The 12,749-nt window shown below is 68.8% G+C and carries 14 protein-coding genes; 4 read left to right on the top strand and 10 right to left on the bottom strand.

Features of this window, described 5'->3' with window-relative positions; all coding sequences use genetic code 11:
- Positions 1-7: 7 nt before the first annotated feature.
- Positions 8-355, top strand: coding sequence for a hypothetical protein (locus AC3WJT_RS05100; protein WP_492341982.1), 348 nt, complete (start codon positions 8-10; stop codon positions 353-355).
- Here AC3WJT_RS05100 and AC3WJT_RS05095 read toward each other — a convergent pair.
- The 5 genes from AC3WJT_RS05095 to AC3WJT_RS05075 all read right to left on the bottom strand — a co-directional run bounded on the left by AC3WJT_RS05095 (position 352) and on the right by AC3WJT_RS05075 (position 4,163).
- Positions 352-1,188 (bottom strand): TauD/TfdA dioxygenase family protein, encoded by an 837-nt coding sequence (locus tag AC3WJT_RS05095; protein WP_492341981.1) that lies wholly within the window; start codon positions 1,186-1,188, stop codon positions 352-354. The two genes, AC3WJT_RS05100 and AC3WJT_RS05095, sit on opposite strands and share 4 nt — an antisense overlap.
- A gap of 79 nt (positions 1,189-1,267) precedes the next feature.
- Positions 1,268-2,197: a formylglycine-generating enzyme family protein gene (locus AC3WJT_RS05090; RefSeq protein ID WP_492341980.1), complete on the bottom strand. Its 930-nt coding sequence runs from the start codon at positions 2,195-2,197 to the stop codon at positions 1,268-1,270.
- The gene (locus AC3WJT_RS05085) at positions 2,194-2,802 is read right to left on the bottom strand and encodes a TetR/AcrR family transcriptional regulator (RefSeq protein ID WP_492341979.1); all 609 of its coding nucleotides are present in this window, start codon (positions 2,800-2,802) and stop codon (positions 2,194-2,196) included. Before AC3WJT_RS05085 ends, AC3WJT_RS05090 begins: the two co-directional genes overlap by 4 nt.
- Positions 2,803-2,841: 39 nt before the next feature.
- Positions 2,842-3,258 carry a hypothetical protein gene (locus AC3WJT_RS05080; protein ID WP_492341978.1) on the bottom strand — a complete coding sequence of 139 codons (417 nt, stop codon included), beginning with the start codon at positions 3,256-3,258 and terminating at the stop codon, positions 2,842-2,844.
- Complete coding sequence (locus tag AC3WJT_RS05075) at positions 3,258-4,163, bottom strand: haloalkane dehalogenase (RefSeq protein ID WP_492341977.1); 906 nt, start codon at positions 4,161-4,163, stop codon at positions 3,258-3,260. Before AC3WJT_RS05075 ends, AC3WJT_RS05080 begins: the two co-directional genes overlap by 1 nt.
- A 105-nt stretch (positions 4,164-4,268) precedes the next feature.
- Here AC3WJT_RS05075 and AC3WJT_RS05070 point away from each other — a divergent pair, with 105 nt between their 5' ends.
- A complete protein-coding gene (locus tag AC3WJT_RS05070) occupies positions 4,269-5,339 on the top strand; it encodes an MBL fold metallo-hydrolase (protein WP_492341976.1) in 1,071 nt (356 codons plus the stop codon).
- Between the two features lie 14 nt (positions 5,340-5,353).
- Positions 5,354-7,006: a sulfatase-like hydrolase/transferase gene (locus AC3WJT_RS05065; protein WP_492341975.1), complete on the top strand. Its 1,653-nt coding sequence runs from the start codon at positions 5,354-5,356 to the stop codon at positions 7,004-7,006.
- Here AC3WJT_RS05065 and AC3WJT_RS05060 read toward each other — a convergent pair.
- From AC3WJT_RS05060 to AC3WJT_RS05040, 5 genes are all read right to left on the bottom strand, one after another.
- Positions 6,999-7,799, bottom strand: a complete 801-nt coding sequence (locus AC3WJT_RS05060; RefSeq protein WP_492341974.1) for a TrmH family RNA methyltransferase — start codon at positions 7,797-7,799, stop codon at positions 6,999-7,001. The genes AC3WJT_RS05065 and AC3WJT_RS05060 overlap by 8 nt on opposite strands.
- A gap of 43 nt (positions 7,800-7,842) precedes the next feature.
- The gene (locus AC3WJT_RS05055) at positions 7,843-8,616 is read right to left on the bottom strand and encodes a DUF6985 domain-containing protein (RefSeq protein WP_492341973.1); all 774 of its coding nucleotides are present in this window, start codon (positions 8,614-8,616) and stop codon (positions 7,843-7,845) included.
- Positions 8,617-8,621: 5 nt separating this feature from the next.
- Positions 8,622-9,776, bottom strand: coding sequence for an acyl-CoA dehydrogenase family protein (locus AC3WJT_RS05050; RefSeq protein WP_492341972.1), 1,155 nt, complete (start codon positions 9,774-9,776; stop codon positions 8,622-8,624).
- Between the two features lie 231 nt (positions 9,777-10,007).
- Entirely contained in the window at positions 10,008-11,066 is a 1,059-nt protein-coding gene (locus AC3WJT_RS05045) for a threonine aldolase family protein (protein WP_492341971.1), read from the bottom strand.
- Between the two features lie 5 nt (positions 11,067-11,071).
- Entirely contained in the window at positions 11,072-11,242 is a 171-nt protein-coding gene (locus AC3WJT_RS05040) for a hypothetical protein (protein ID WP_492341970.1), read from the bottom strand.
- 206 nt (positions 11,243-11,448) lie between these two features.
- Between AC3WJT_RS05040 and AC3WJT_RS05035 the strand changes: the two genes are divergently transcribed.
- The gene (locus AC3WJT_RS05035; RefSeq protein WP_492341969.1) at positions 11,449-12,726 is read left to right on the top strand and encodes an MFS transporter; all 1,278 of its coding nucleotides are present in this window, start codon (positions 11,449-11,451) and stop codon (positions 12,724-12,726) included.
- Positions 12,727-12,749: the final 23 nt, after the last annotated feature.

Here is a 12,749-nt window from a genome sequence, read left to right as displayed (position 1 = left end):
ACCGGCCATGACCGACCCGCAGCGCCTTGCGGCCATTCGCGCGGTCCATACGGCGATCTATCTGACGAACGCCGCCGCCATACTGCTGATCGACTACGCCGGACTTACAGGCCGGGCGGGCCCCTGGCTGACCGTCGCGCTGGTCCTCGCGGCGGTGGAGGTGATCGTGTTCGCCGGCAGCGGCATGAAGTGTCCGCTCACCGCCATCGCGGTGAAGTACGGCGCGGATCACGGCGCGATCTTCGACACCTTCCTGCCGGAAGCGCTGACGCGAAACACGCTGCGGATCTTCGCGCCATTGCTCGTCGTTGGCCTGGGCCTGCTTGGCGCGCGCTGGCTCGGACTGTTGGCCTAGACCCCCACCGGATCCACCGTCACCCGGCGCATGTGCCGCCGCTGGCCGTGGTAGTCGTTGAGGGCGTAGTGCCAGACCGAGCGGTTGTCCCACATGGCGACCGAGCCGGGCCGCCAGCTGAAGCGGCAGGTGAAGGCCTCCTTGCGGCTGTGCTCGAAGAGGTATTCCAGCAGGGGCTTCGACTCCCGCCGGCTCCAGCCTTCGATGTTCATCGTAAAGGCCGGATTGACGTACAGGGCCTTGCGGCCGGTCTCGGGGTGGACCTTGACCATCGGATGGGCGAAGCGGCCGGCCATGCCTTCGGCGTCGGCGATCTTCATCGACTCGCGTTTCTGGGCCGAGGCGCCGGTGGGGGCGTATTCCCGCTCGGCGGAGTGGACCGCGTTCAGCCCCTCCAGCGTCTTCTGCAGACCGGGTGAGAGCGCCTCGAAGGCCGCCGCCTGGCTGGCGAACAGGGTGTCGCCGCCGAAATCGGGCACCTCGACGGCGTACAGGATCGAGCCGATCGCGGGCGTCTCCAGGAAGCTCATGTCGGAGTGCCAGCCGCCGCCGAAATTGATCCGGTCGGTGGGCTCCTTGATGATCTCCATCACCTCGGGATGGTCGTCCATGCCGGAGACATAGGGGTGGATGTTCAGCGGCCCGAAGCGTCGCCCGAACGCCAGTTGCTGCGCCGGCGTCAGGCTCTGGTCGCGGAAGAAGATCACCTGGTGCCGGGTGAAGGCGCTGCGGATGTCGGCGATGGTTTCGTCGGACAGCGAACCGGACAGATCAACGCCGCTGATCTCCGCGCCGAGCGCGCCGGCGACCTGTCTGACCGTAATCCCGCTCATGGGGCTGCTCCCTCTTCGTTGGAGGCATGATCGCGTGAGGCGATCCCCAGCGCAACGACCTCCCCCACTTGGGGGAGGACTACCGCTTCACCGTCCTGAACCCGACATGGCTGGAACCCGTATCCGGCGGGCCAGGCTGTCGCGCGGACGGGCGGTAGCGGTAGCAGAAGTTGTCGGCGCAGAGGAACGAGCCGCCCTTGATCAGATGGCTGCGGCCGTTCGGCGACGGCGCCTCGTACCAGTCCTTCGTCCACTCCCAGACGTTGCCGCTCATGTCGAACAGGCCGTAGGCGCTGGCCGGGTAGCAGCCGACCGGGGCGGTCCGGGCCTTGTAGCCGTCGTCGCCGGTGTCGACGGCCGGGAAGACGCCCTGCCAGCTGTTGGCGCGCGGCGCGCCGGGCGCGGGCTTCTCGTCGCCCCATTCGTAGCGGGCGCCGTCGAGGCCGGCGCGGGCGGCGAACTCCCACTCGGCCTCCGTCGCCAGGTCGCGGCCCTTCCAGCGGGCGTAGGCCAGGGCGTCGTCGAACGCGATCTGCACCACGGGATGGCGCTCGCGGCCGACGATTGTGCTGCCCGGTCCCTCGGGATGTTTCCAGCTCGCGCCGTCGACGATGCGCCACCAGCCGGACGGATCGCCCGAGCCCAGCCCCTCGGCGCCGACGAACACCAGCGACGACGGGTTGAGCTTGCTCGCCGGAACGCCGGGATAGAGTTTCGGGTCCGGCCGGCGCTCGGCGAGGGTCACATAGCCGGTGGCCGCGACGAAGGCGGCGAACTGGGCGTTGGTCACCTCGGCGCGGTCGATCGAGAAGGGACCGACCGTCACGGTGCGGGGCGGGCCTTCGTCGTTATGTTCGGGCCGGGCGCCGAGAACGAAAGTCCCGCCCTTGAGCGCCACCTCCCCGATCGGCGCGCCGCCCGGGCAGGCGCGGGTCGGCTCGGCCAGTTCCACCGGCTTGGCGCCGCATCCCGCCAGCAGCAGGGCGGCAAGGAGCGCGAGCCGCTTCACGCGAGGCCGCGGGTGAGGGCCCCGGCGATATGGCGCATCACGGCCCGGGCCTCCGTGGTGTCGGCGCCCTGGTCGTTGCGCAGCCGCCGCCAGGCTTCAAAACTCAGCGCCAGATCGAGCGCCTGGACCAGTTCGGCGTCGCCCCGGATCGCGGCGGGCAAGACTGCCAGCAAGGTATCGCGCTGCGCCCGGACCAGTCGAACCCGACCGTCGCGAAGAGCCGCTGAGCGCGTCCGCGCGCTGTCGGCGGCGATCTGCAGCGGGAGAATCAACTCGAAAGCTGCGGCGCGCCGGTCGATCAGGATGTTGATGGCGTCTCGCCAGTCCGCAGCTTCGATCGGCCCTTCCAGCAGGCTGCCGAGCCGTTCGGTCATCACCGCCTGCATGCCGCGATAGAGGCCGTCCATATCCTCGAACAGCCGGAACACCGTGCGCAGACCGACGCCGGCGCGCGCGGCCACGGCCTCGGCCGGCGGCATGGTCAGGCCTTCCGACACCAGCGCGATCATCGCCTCGACGATGCGCAGGCGGCTGGCCTCGGATCGCAGCCGGCGGCCGTCGACAACGGGGCCGGGATCGAGCGGCGTGGTGGGCTGGACGGTCATGCGATCAGGCCTACCATCCCGGGCGCATCCTGCAAGGGATCAGGCCTTCGGCCGCGGGCGGGCGACCTCCCAGATCACCGCGACGGTCAGCACGACGGCCGAGATCGCGATGCCCTTCGCGCCCGGATAGCCGGCTCCGACCGACTTGGAGACGAAAGCGATGTAGACGGCCAGCAGGGCGCGCAGCAGTTCGATCGCCAGGAGCGGCGCCGCCAGGGCTCGAAAGCGGGCGACGACCAGCCACTCGACCAGCCCGGAAGCGATCTGTCCGGCGCCGACCATGGCCAGCAGGAAAACGATCGTCCGGCCGCCCTGCGTGAGGTCGAAGTGCGCGATAACGCCCGCCCCGCTGTCCGGCAGGAAGACGTGGATCGCGCCGCGGACGAGATTGATCAGCCCAAGGGCGGCCAGCAGCCCGAGCGTGATCCGCGACGGGGCGCGGGCCGCGGCGCCCATCAGCCGCGGGTCCCGGTGATGAAGCCGTCGATCAGGGCGGCGATCTCGGCGGGCCGGTCTTCCTGCAGAAAGTGGCCGCCCCCCTCGATGATGGTGTGCTTCTGGCCTTTCGCGCCCGGCACCCGCTGCTGGAACGGTACGTCGCCGCCCTTGGACACAGGGTCGCCGTCGCTGAACGCGGTCAGGAACGGCTTGTCGAAAGCCTCCAGCACCTGCCAGGCGGCCTTGTTCTCGGCGACTGACGGATGCTCGGGCGTCACCGGCACGAAGGTCGGGAAGATCCGGGCGCCGGCCTTGTAGGTTTCGTCCGGATAGGGCGCGTCGTAGGCGGCAACCTCTTCGGGGCTGAGGTCGCGCAGCGAGCCCATGTTGACGATCATCCCCGCCGGGAAGACCGGGATGGTCTGGCTCATCGTCAGCCAGGCCTTGAAGGCGTCGCTCATGCCCGAGCCGGTCGGCATGCCGGTGTTGGCCACGATCACCCGGGCGAACCGTTCCGGGAAGGCCGCGACCAGACGCAGCCCGATCAGGCCGCCCCAGTCCTGGCAGAACAGCGTTATGTCCTTGAGGTCCAGCGCGACCAGCCAGTCGCTCATCCAGGCGACGTGCTTCTCGTAGCTGTAGTCGCTCATTTCCGCCGGCTTGTCCGACCGGCCGAAGCCGACGAGGTCGGGGGCGACGACCCTGTGGCGGCCCATCAGCGGAGCAATGATCCCGCGATACAGATAGGACCAGGACGGCTCGCCGTGCATCAGCAGCACCGGCGCCGCATCGCGGGGACCCTCATCGATGTAGCCGATCCGCAGGTCGACGCCCGATGCGTCCCGCACGGTCGCGTAGTGTGGCGCGAACGGGAAGTCCGGCAGGTTGGCAAAACGATCGTCGGGGGTTCGGAAAACCTGCATGCTCAATCTCGCGGGGTATCATGAAGCCGGGTTGACCGACCGGAAAACTAATGGCACAAACTATGCCAATATAATTCCGGCACGCAAGCGGAATTGGGGGGCGAGATGAAACGGATCCTGACTGGGCTGCTGGTCCTCATCGTGCTGGCGGGGGTCGGGGCGTGGTTCCTGCGCGGCGACCTGGCGATCCGGCTCATGGAACGCCGGCTGGCGGCGGGGATGTCGACCAACGTCGTCGCCAGCCTTCCCGATGGCCTGCACGTGGCCGTCTGCGGCTCGGGCGGCCCCTTCCCGGACGGGGATCGCGGCGCGCCCTGCACCGCGGTGATCGCCGGCAAGCGCCTGTTCATCGTCGACACGGGCGAGGCCGCCGGGCGGACGCTGGGCCGGATGGGCATCGCCGGCGACTCGGTAGTCCTGCTGACCCACTTCCATTCCGATCACATCGACGGTCTGGGCAACGTCGCCATGCAGCGCTGGGCGGGCGGCAACCTGCCGACGCCGCTGAAGCTCTATGGGCCTCAGGGCGTCGAGCAGGTCGCCGCCGGATTCACCCAGGCCTATGTGGCGGACTCCAGCTATCGCACCGCGCACCATGGCGAGGCCGTCGCCCCGCCGTCGGGCGCGGGCATCGAGGCCCGCCCGTTCGCCTTCCCGGAGGGCCAGGATTCCGTCGTGGTCCTGCAAGAGGACGGTGTGAAGATCACGGCGTTCAAGGTGAACCACGGCCCGGTCGAGCCCGCGGTCGGCTATCGTTTCGACTACAAGGGACGCAGCGTCGTCATCAGCGGCGACGCGTCGCCCTCGCCCGCCGTCACCCGCTTCGCCACGGGCGCCGATCTGCTGGTTCATGAAGCCCTGTCACCGCGCCTCGTCGGCCTGATCGGGAAGGCGGCGCTCAAGGCCGGGAACACCAAGCGCGCCAAGATCATGGACGACATTCTCAACTATCACACCACCCCGGACCAGGCGGCCGGCATCGCCACGAAGGCCGGGGTGAAGGCGCTGCTGCTCAACCACATCGTGCCGCCGCTGCCGCTGCGGGCGCTGGAGGGTCCGTTCCTCGGCGAGGCCCGCAAGATCTTCACCGGCCCGCTGTGGATCGCCCGCGACGGCGACCTCATCAGCCTGCCCGCGGGCGGCTCCGACATCACCCGTAAACGCCTTCTGCGCTGACGCGAGACCTGACCATGAACCGCAAACTGACCGTGACCCTGGGGGTCGTCGCCCTGGTGCTGGTGGCCGGCATTGTCGCCTTTCAGCAATTCTGGATCTACATCCCTGGCGTGATCGGGCGGATCAAGAACCCGATCCAGCCCTTCCATGAAGTCACCTGGGCCTCGGGCGCCGCGCCCGCTCCGGCCGCGGGCGCCAAGCGACCGCCCAACGTCATCGTCATCGTCGCCGACGACCTGGGCATCAACGACCTCCAGTCGACCGGCGAGGGCGTGGCCAACGGCGCCGTCGACACGCCGAGCATCGACTCCCTCGCCCGCGACGGCGTCAGCTTCGTCAACGGCTATGCCGGCAACGCCACCTGCTCGCCCTCGCGGGCGGCGATGATGACCGGCCGCTATCCGACCCGGTTCGGCTTCGAGTTCACCTCGGTGCCGGTGTCCTTCGCCCGCAACATCGTCAGGCTCGGCGGTCACGGGCCGATCAAGCCGATCTTCTACGAGGACCGCGTCGCCGCCATGCCGGCGGTCGAGGACCTGGGCGTTCCGGCCAGCGAAGTCACGCTCGCCGAGACCATGAAGTCCGCCGGCTATCGCACCCTGCACATCGGCAAGTGGCACCTGGGCGAGGCCGAAGGTCTGCGTCCGCAGGACCAGGGCTTCGACGACACGCTCGGCTTCTACGCCGGCGGAGGCATGTTCCTGCCGGCCAACGACCCCAACTCCGTCAACTCGAAGCAGGACTTCGACGCGATCGACCGGTTCCTGTGGGCCAACCTGCCCTTCTCCGTCCGGTTCAACGGCAGCAAGCCGTTCCACCCGCGCAACTACATCACCGACTACTTCGGCGACGAGGCGGTCAGCGCGATCCGGGCCAACAAGGATCGTCCGTTCTTCATGTACCTGGCGTTCAACGCCCCGCACACGCCGCTCCAGGCCCTGAAGTCCGACTACGACGCGCTGTCGTCGATCAAGGACCACCGGCTGCGCGTGTACGCCGCAATGATCAAGGCTCTCGACCGCAATGTCGGGAAGGTGCTGGCCGAACTCGAAGCCCAGGGCCTGACGGACGACACCATCATCATCTTCACCAGCGACAACGGCGGGGCCAACTACATCGGCCTGCCGGACATCAACAAACCCTACCGCGGCTTCAAGGCGACCTTCTTCGAGGGTGGCGTGCGGGTGCCGTTCTTCGTCAAGTGGCCGGGCCAGATCCAGCCGGGCTCGACGACGCCCGCGCGGGCGATGCACTTCGACATCTTCGCCACGGCGGCGGCGGCGGCGCGCGCGCCGGCGGCCAAACCCGGCGTGCTGGACGGTGTCGACCTGCTGACCCTGGCCAAGGGCGGCGCGGCGGACCGGCCGCTGTTCTTCCGCTCGGGCCACTACCGCGTGGTCATCTCCGGAGACTGGAAGCTGCAGCTGTCCGAGCGGCCGAAGAAGGCCTGGCTGTTCAATCTGAAAGCCGATCCGACCGAACAGTCCAACGTCGCCGCGGCCAATCCTGCGGTCGTGGCCTCGCTGACCGCGATGCTCGACGCCCAGGACCGGCGCGCCGCCAAACCGATCTGGCCGGCGCTGATCGAGGGCCCGATCTGGATCGACAAGCCGGTCGACGGCACACCGATGCCGAAGGACGCGGAATACGTGATGTGGGCTAACTGATCCGCAGCTGATGCAGGGCGATCCCGGCGGCGACCGCGACATTGAGCGAGTCGAAGCCGGGCGCCATCGGGATCGAGACCGTCCGGCAACGGGCCAGGGTTGCGTCAGGCAGGCCTGGCCCTTCCGCTCCGAGAAGCAGGGCCGGTCGGCCGATCGCAGGCAGCGCGGACAACGCGACGCTGCCGGACGGACTGAGCGCGACGGGCTCGAACCGGTGACGCTCCAGCAGGCCGATCAGGTCCTCGCCGTCGTCCAGTGACGCGTAGGGAACCCGCAGCACGCCCCCGACCGAGACCCGGATGGCCTTGCGATAGAGCGGGTCGCAGCAGGTCGGGTCGAGCAGCACCGCGTCGACGCCGAAACCGGCGGCGTTGCGAAACAGGCCGCCCATGTTGTCGTGATTGGCGATCCCGACCAGCGCCAGCACCAGCGCCGCCTCGGGCAGGCCCGCCAGCAGGGCGTCGGCCGGGAGCGGCGGCGCCCGCTCGGCCAGCGCCAGGATGCCCCGGTGCAGTTCGAACCCGACGATCGTGTCCAGCACGGGCTGGCTGGCCAGGTAGACGGGAACCGTCTCGGCCAGCTGCTCCAGGATCGGCGTCAGCTTCTCCAGCCGCTTGGCCGCGATCAGCACGGACAGCGGCCGGAACCTGTCCTGCCCGGCCAGCACCCGCAGCACGGTCTCGCCCTCGGCGATGAACCGCCCCTGGCGCCCGACCAGGTCCCGCTCGCGGATATCGCGATAGGCGTCCAGGCGGGCGTCGGCGGGATCGTTGATGTAGATGAACGTCGGCACAGGCGAGCGATACCGCCCCGCGAGACGGAAGCCCAGACCGGCCTCAATCCTGGTCGTAGGTCCAGAGGTCGGTGTCGTACTCGCGGACGGCGACCGGCCGACCGTCCCGGATCACGACATACAGACCATGGCTGGAGTCCCAGGGCGCCTCCAGCGCCATCGCGCTCATCCTGTGGCGGGTCTCGTCAGTCTCGTCGATGAGGATATCCGCCCCGCAGACGATATCCTCGATCTCGTCAGGTCCGGCGTCCAGATGCCCGTCAGGATCATCGCCCCAGGTCTCGCGCGTGGTCTGCGCATAGTCCACGAGCAGACTGCGGATCGTTAGCCGGTCGGCCGCCGTCCAGCCGATGACGTCGTTGATCGCGTCCACGGTCTTTGACGACAAACCCTGCCATCGATCGGCCAGCTCCGGGCGAATCCGGAAGCTGCGGCCATAGGCGGGCACGAACAGGTCGAACCATATCCACTCGCTCTCGCGCGGATCCGGCAACAGAGCGTCCAGATCGGCCTTGGACCAGCAGGTGACCGGAGAAGCGGGCGGCGAAGGATCAGTCCGCGACAGCGGGGTGAACGGCCTCCAGAACGCCTTCGGCGGATACTTCACCTTCGTATCAGCACGCATCGCCAGCGCCACCTGGCCAAGCTTGGTCGCAAGCCCCGCCAGCAGCAGACCTCCGCCGAGCCACGGCGCCGGCGACCAGATCGCGGCCAGCCACGGCAGGGTGACGGCGATGGCGATCAGCACCCACAGTCCCAGCCGCCCCTCGAAGAAGAAGTCGACGAACGCGACCCAGACCCCGAAGAGCCTCCGCATGCCGGTCAGAAGCTCTTGGGCATACCCAGCACGTGGGTTCCCACATGGCTGAGGATCAGGTTCGTGCTGATCGGGGCCACCTGGTAGAGGCGCGTCTCGCGGAACTTGCGCTCGATGTCGTATTCCTCGGCGAAGCCGAAGCCGCCGTGGGTCTGGATACAGGTGTCGGCGGCCGCCCAGCTGGCCTCGCTGGCCAGCATCTTGGCCATGTTCGCCTCGGTGCCGCAGGGCTTTCCGGCGTCGAACAGGGCGGCGGCGTGGTCAACCGCCAGAGCGGCCGCGGAGAGCTGGACGTAGTTGCGGGCGATGGGGAACTGCACCCCCTGGTTCTCGCCGATGGCCCGCCCGAACACCGAGCGTTCCTTGGCATAGGCGCTCGACCGGTCGATAAAAAACCGCCCGTCGCCGATGCACTCGGCGGCGATCAGGATGCGCTCGGCGTTCATGCCGTCGAGGATGTAGCGGAAGCCCTTGCCCTCCTCGCCGACGAGATTCTCGACCGGCACCTCAAGGTTGTCGAAGAACAGCTCGGTGGTGGCGTGATTGAGCATCGTACGGATCGGGCGGATGGTCAGGCCATTGCCGACCGCCTTGCGCATGTCGACCAGCAGCACGCTCATGCCGTCGGCCGGCCGGGCGGCGTCCTCGCGCGCCGTGGTGCGGCAGAGCAGGACCATCAGGTCGCTGTGCTCGGCGCGGGAGATCCAGATCTTCTGGCCGTTGACGATGTATTTGTCGCCCTCGCGGCGGGCGAAGGTGGAAATGCGGGTCGTGTCGGTGCCGGCGGTCGGTTCGGTGACCCCGAAGGCCTGCAGCCGGATTTCACCGCTGGCGATCTTCGGCAGGTAGGCCTCCTTCTGCGCCTGGCTGCCGTGCTTGAGCACCGTGCCCATGGTGTACATCTGGGCGTGACAGGCGCCGCCGTTGCAGCCCGACCGGTGGATCTCCTCCAGCACCGCCGTCGCCGCTGACAGGCCGAGCCCCGAGCCGCCGTATTCCTCGGGGATCAGAACCGACAGGAAGCCGGCCTCCGTCAGCGTCTTCACGAATTCCGTCGGATAGGTCCGGTCGCGATCCAGCGCGCGCCAGTACTCGCCAGGAAAGCCCGCGCACAGCTTGCGGACGGCGTCTCGGATCTCGGGATGGGACTGCTCGCTCATGCCCGCGAGCTAACGGGCGGACGCAGGGTGAGGCAAGAGGCGCTGTTCGGTCTGTATGCCCCAAACATCGTCATGGCCCGACTCGTTCGGCCCACCCAAGCACGCGGTAGCGCAGGGTATCCCCGACGTGTCCGCTCTACCGGCTGACTTCGGTGCGCTTGGGTGGCCCGGACAAGCAGGGCCATGACGCAGCATTTTTCGCGCACCAAAGCGCCGCCCCGACGGCGGTGATCAGCCAGGTCGTTCCGGCTGTGGCTTGCCGCCTGTCGCGCCAGCCCCGCCATCAGCCACCGCCTTCAACGCCTCACCCAGCTCATCGACCATCTCCGGCGTCGTCGCCCAGCTGCACATGAAGCGCACCGTGCCGTCGATGAAGCGGTAGACGAACCAGCCGGTCGCCGCGAGGCGATCCAGCGTCGGCTGGTCCATCTCGACAAAGACGCCGTTGGCCTCGACCGGATGGACGATCGGGAACGGCATCAGCGCCGCCAGCCGCTGCGCCATGGCGTTGGCGTGGGCGGCGCGGGTCTGCCAGGCGCCCGTCTCCAGCAGGCCGATCCACGGAGCGGCGAGGAAGCGGCCTTTCGACACCAGCTGGCCGGCGTGCTTGAGCCGCGCGTCGAACCGGCGAGCCAGACCCTTGTTCAGCAGGACGATGGCCTCGGTCGGGGTCGAGCCCGCCTTGGTCCCGCCCATGATCAGGATATCGACGCCGAGCTTCGGCACGGCCTTCAGGTCGAACCCGGCCGCCACGGCGTTGGCCAGCCGCGCACCGTCGAGGTGTACGCCATAGCCGCGCGCCTTCACCGGGTCGATCAGCGCCTTGAAGCTCTCGACCGAACAGACGGTGCCGTACTCGGTGGTGTTGGTCAGCGACAGCGCGGCCGCCGGCTGGCGATAGGAAACTTCGGGCTGGGCCAGGGCCTGCGCGAGGGCGGAGGGTTCAATGCGTCCGCTGGCGCCCGGCAGGCCGATCAGTCCGACGCCCGCGCCGAAATAGCCGGGGGCGCCGGTCTCGTCGGTCAGGATGTGCGCGTGCTCATGGGCCAGCACAGCCTCATGCGGCTGGGCGAGCGTGGCGCACGACAGGGCGTTGGCTGCGGTGCCCGAGGCGACGAACCGGATGTCGGCGTCGGCGTCCAGCGCCGCCCGGATCAGGTCGGCCGCGCGGGCGCTGACGTGATCGGTTCCGTAGCCGGAGGCGGTTCCCGCGTTGGCGGCGATCAGGGCGTCGATCACCTCGGGCATCGCGCCGGCGACGTTGTCGGAGGCGAAGTCGTAGCGGGCCATGGCGACTACTTCCGCAGGGCCGGCTTTGATTTCGAGAACGAGCGGGCGGCGGCGAGCGCCTCGCCCTGCTTGCCGCTGGCGGCCCCGCTGCCCTGGCCGGCGCGCGCGGCGCCACCCTGTTTGGCGGCCAGGATGGCCTTCATCTTCTCGGCGGGGGTCTGGGGGGCGTCGGTCATGAAGCGGGCTATAGCACAGCTGTGCAGGGGTGCGTCCTTCGAGACGCGATCCTGACGGATCGCTCCTCAGGATGACGTAGAGGGTGGAAGCCAAAATCTTCGTCATGGTGAGGAGCGAGGCCCCAGCCGAGCGTCTCGAACCACGCACGCTTGACCCGCAACCCTTCCCCCCGCCATTCAGGGAACAACGAACCGGGGGGAACGACATGGCGAGCGACACTCAGGGCAAGACCGCCCCCTCCAACCGCACGGTGCTCACCGCCAGCCTCGTCGGCACGGCGGTGGAGTTCTACGACTTCTACATCTACGCCACGGCCGCCTCGCTGGTGTTCGGGCCGCTGTTCTTCCCGTCGAGCTCGCCGACAGCGCAGCTGATGAGTTCCTACGCCACCTTCGCCATCGCCTTCATCGCGCGGCCGGTCGGGGCGGTGTTCTTCGGCCATTTCGGCGACCGGATCGGGCGCAAGTCGACGCTGGTCGCCTCGCTGTTGCTGATGGGCGGTTCGACCACATTGATCGCCTTCCTGCCCGGCTATGCGATGGCCGGCTGGATCGCGCCGCTGCTGCTCTGCATCCTGCGCTTCGGCCAGGGCTTCGGTCTCGGCGGGGAATGGGGTGGCGCGGCGCTGCTGGCGGTGGAAAACGCCCCGCCGGGCTGGAAGGCGCGGTTCGGCATGTTCCCGCAGCTGGGCGCGCCGGTCGGCTTCCTGGCAGCCAACGGTCTGTTCCTGATCCTCGGCCTGACCCTGACGTCGGAGCAGTTCCTCAGCTGGGGCTGGCGCATTCCGTTCCTGCTCAGCGCGGTGCTGGTGGCGATCGGCCTGTGGGTGCGGCTGAGCCTGACCGAGACCCCCGCCTTCAAGGCAGCCCTGGAGGAAGCCCCGCCGCCGACCGTACCGCTCGGCGAGGTGATGCGGACCAACTGGCGCGAGGTGCTCGGTGGCACCTTCGGCGTCGTGGCCTGCTTCTGCATCTATTACATCTCGACCGCCTTCGCGCTGGGCTACGGCACCAAGACGCTCGGCTACAGCCGCGAGGCGTTCCTCGGCGTTCAGCTGATCGCCATCCTGTTCATGGCCGGCGGGATCATCTGGGCCGGCTACTGGTCGGACGCGACCAACCCGCGCCGTGTGCTGATGATCGGCTGCGCTGCGGCGGTGCTGGGCGGCTTTGCGCTGGCGCCGCTGCTGGGCTCGGGCTCGCTGCTGCTGGTGGGCGCGTTCCTGTCGGTGGCGATGGTGCTGATGGGGCTGGTCTACGGACCGCTCGGCGCCTGGCTGCCCGGGCTGTTCCCGGCCCGGGTGCGCTACACCGGGGCCAGCGTGGCCTTCAACGTCGGCGGCATCATCGGCGGCGGCATGACCCCGCTGATCGCCGAGGGCCTCGCCAAGGCCGGCGGCCTGACCTACGTCGGCTACTACCTCAGCGCCGCGTGCGTGCTGAGCCTGGTGGCGCTGCTGTTGCTCAAGCCGAAGGCGGAATAGCGCGGGGACATGTACCGAAGGTA

It is taken from the genome of Caulobacter sp. FW305-C-30-S16, from assembly GCF_058783025.1.
This window is presented reverse-complemented; position numbering and strand designations above follow the sequence as displayed.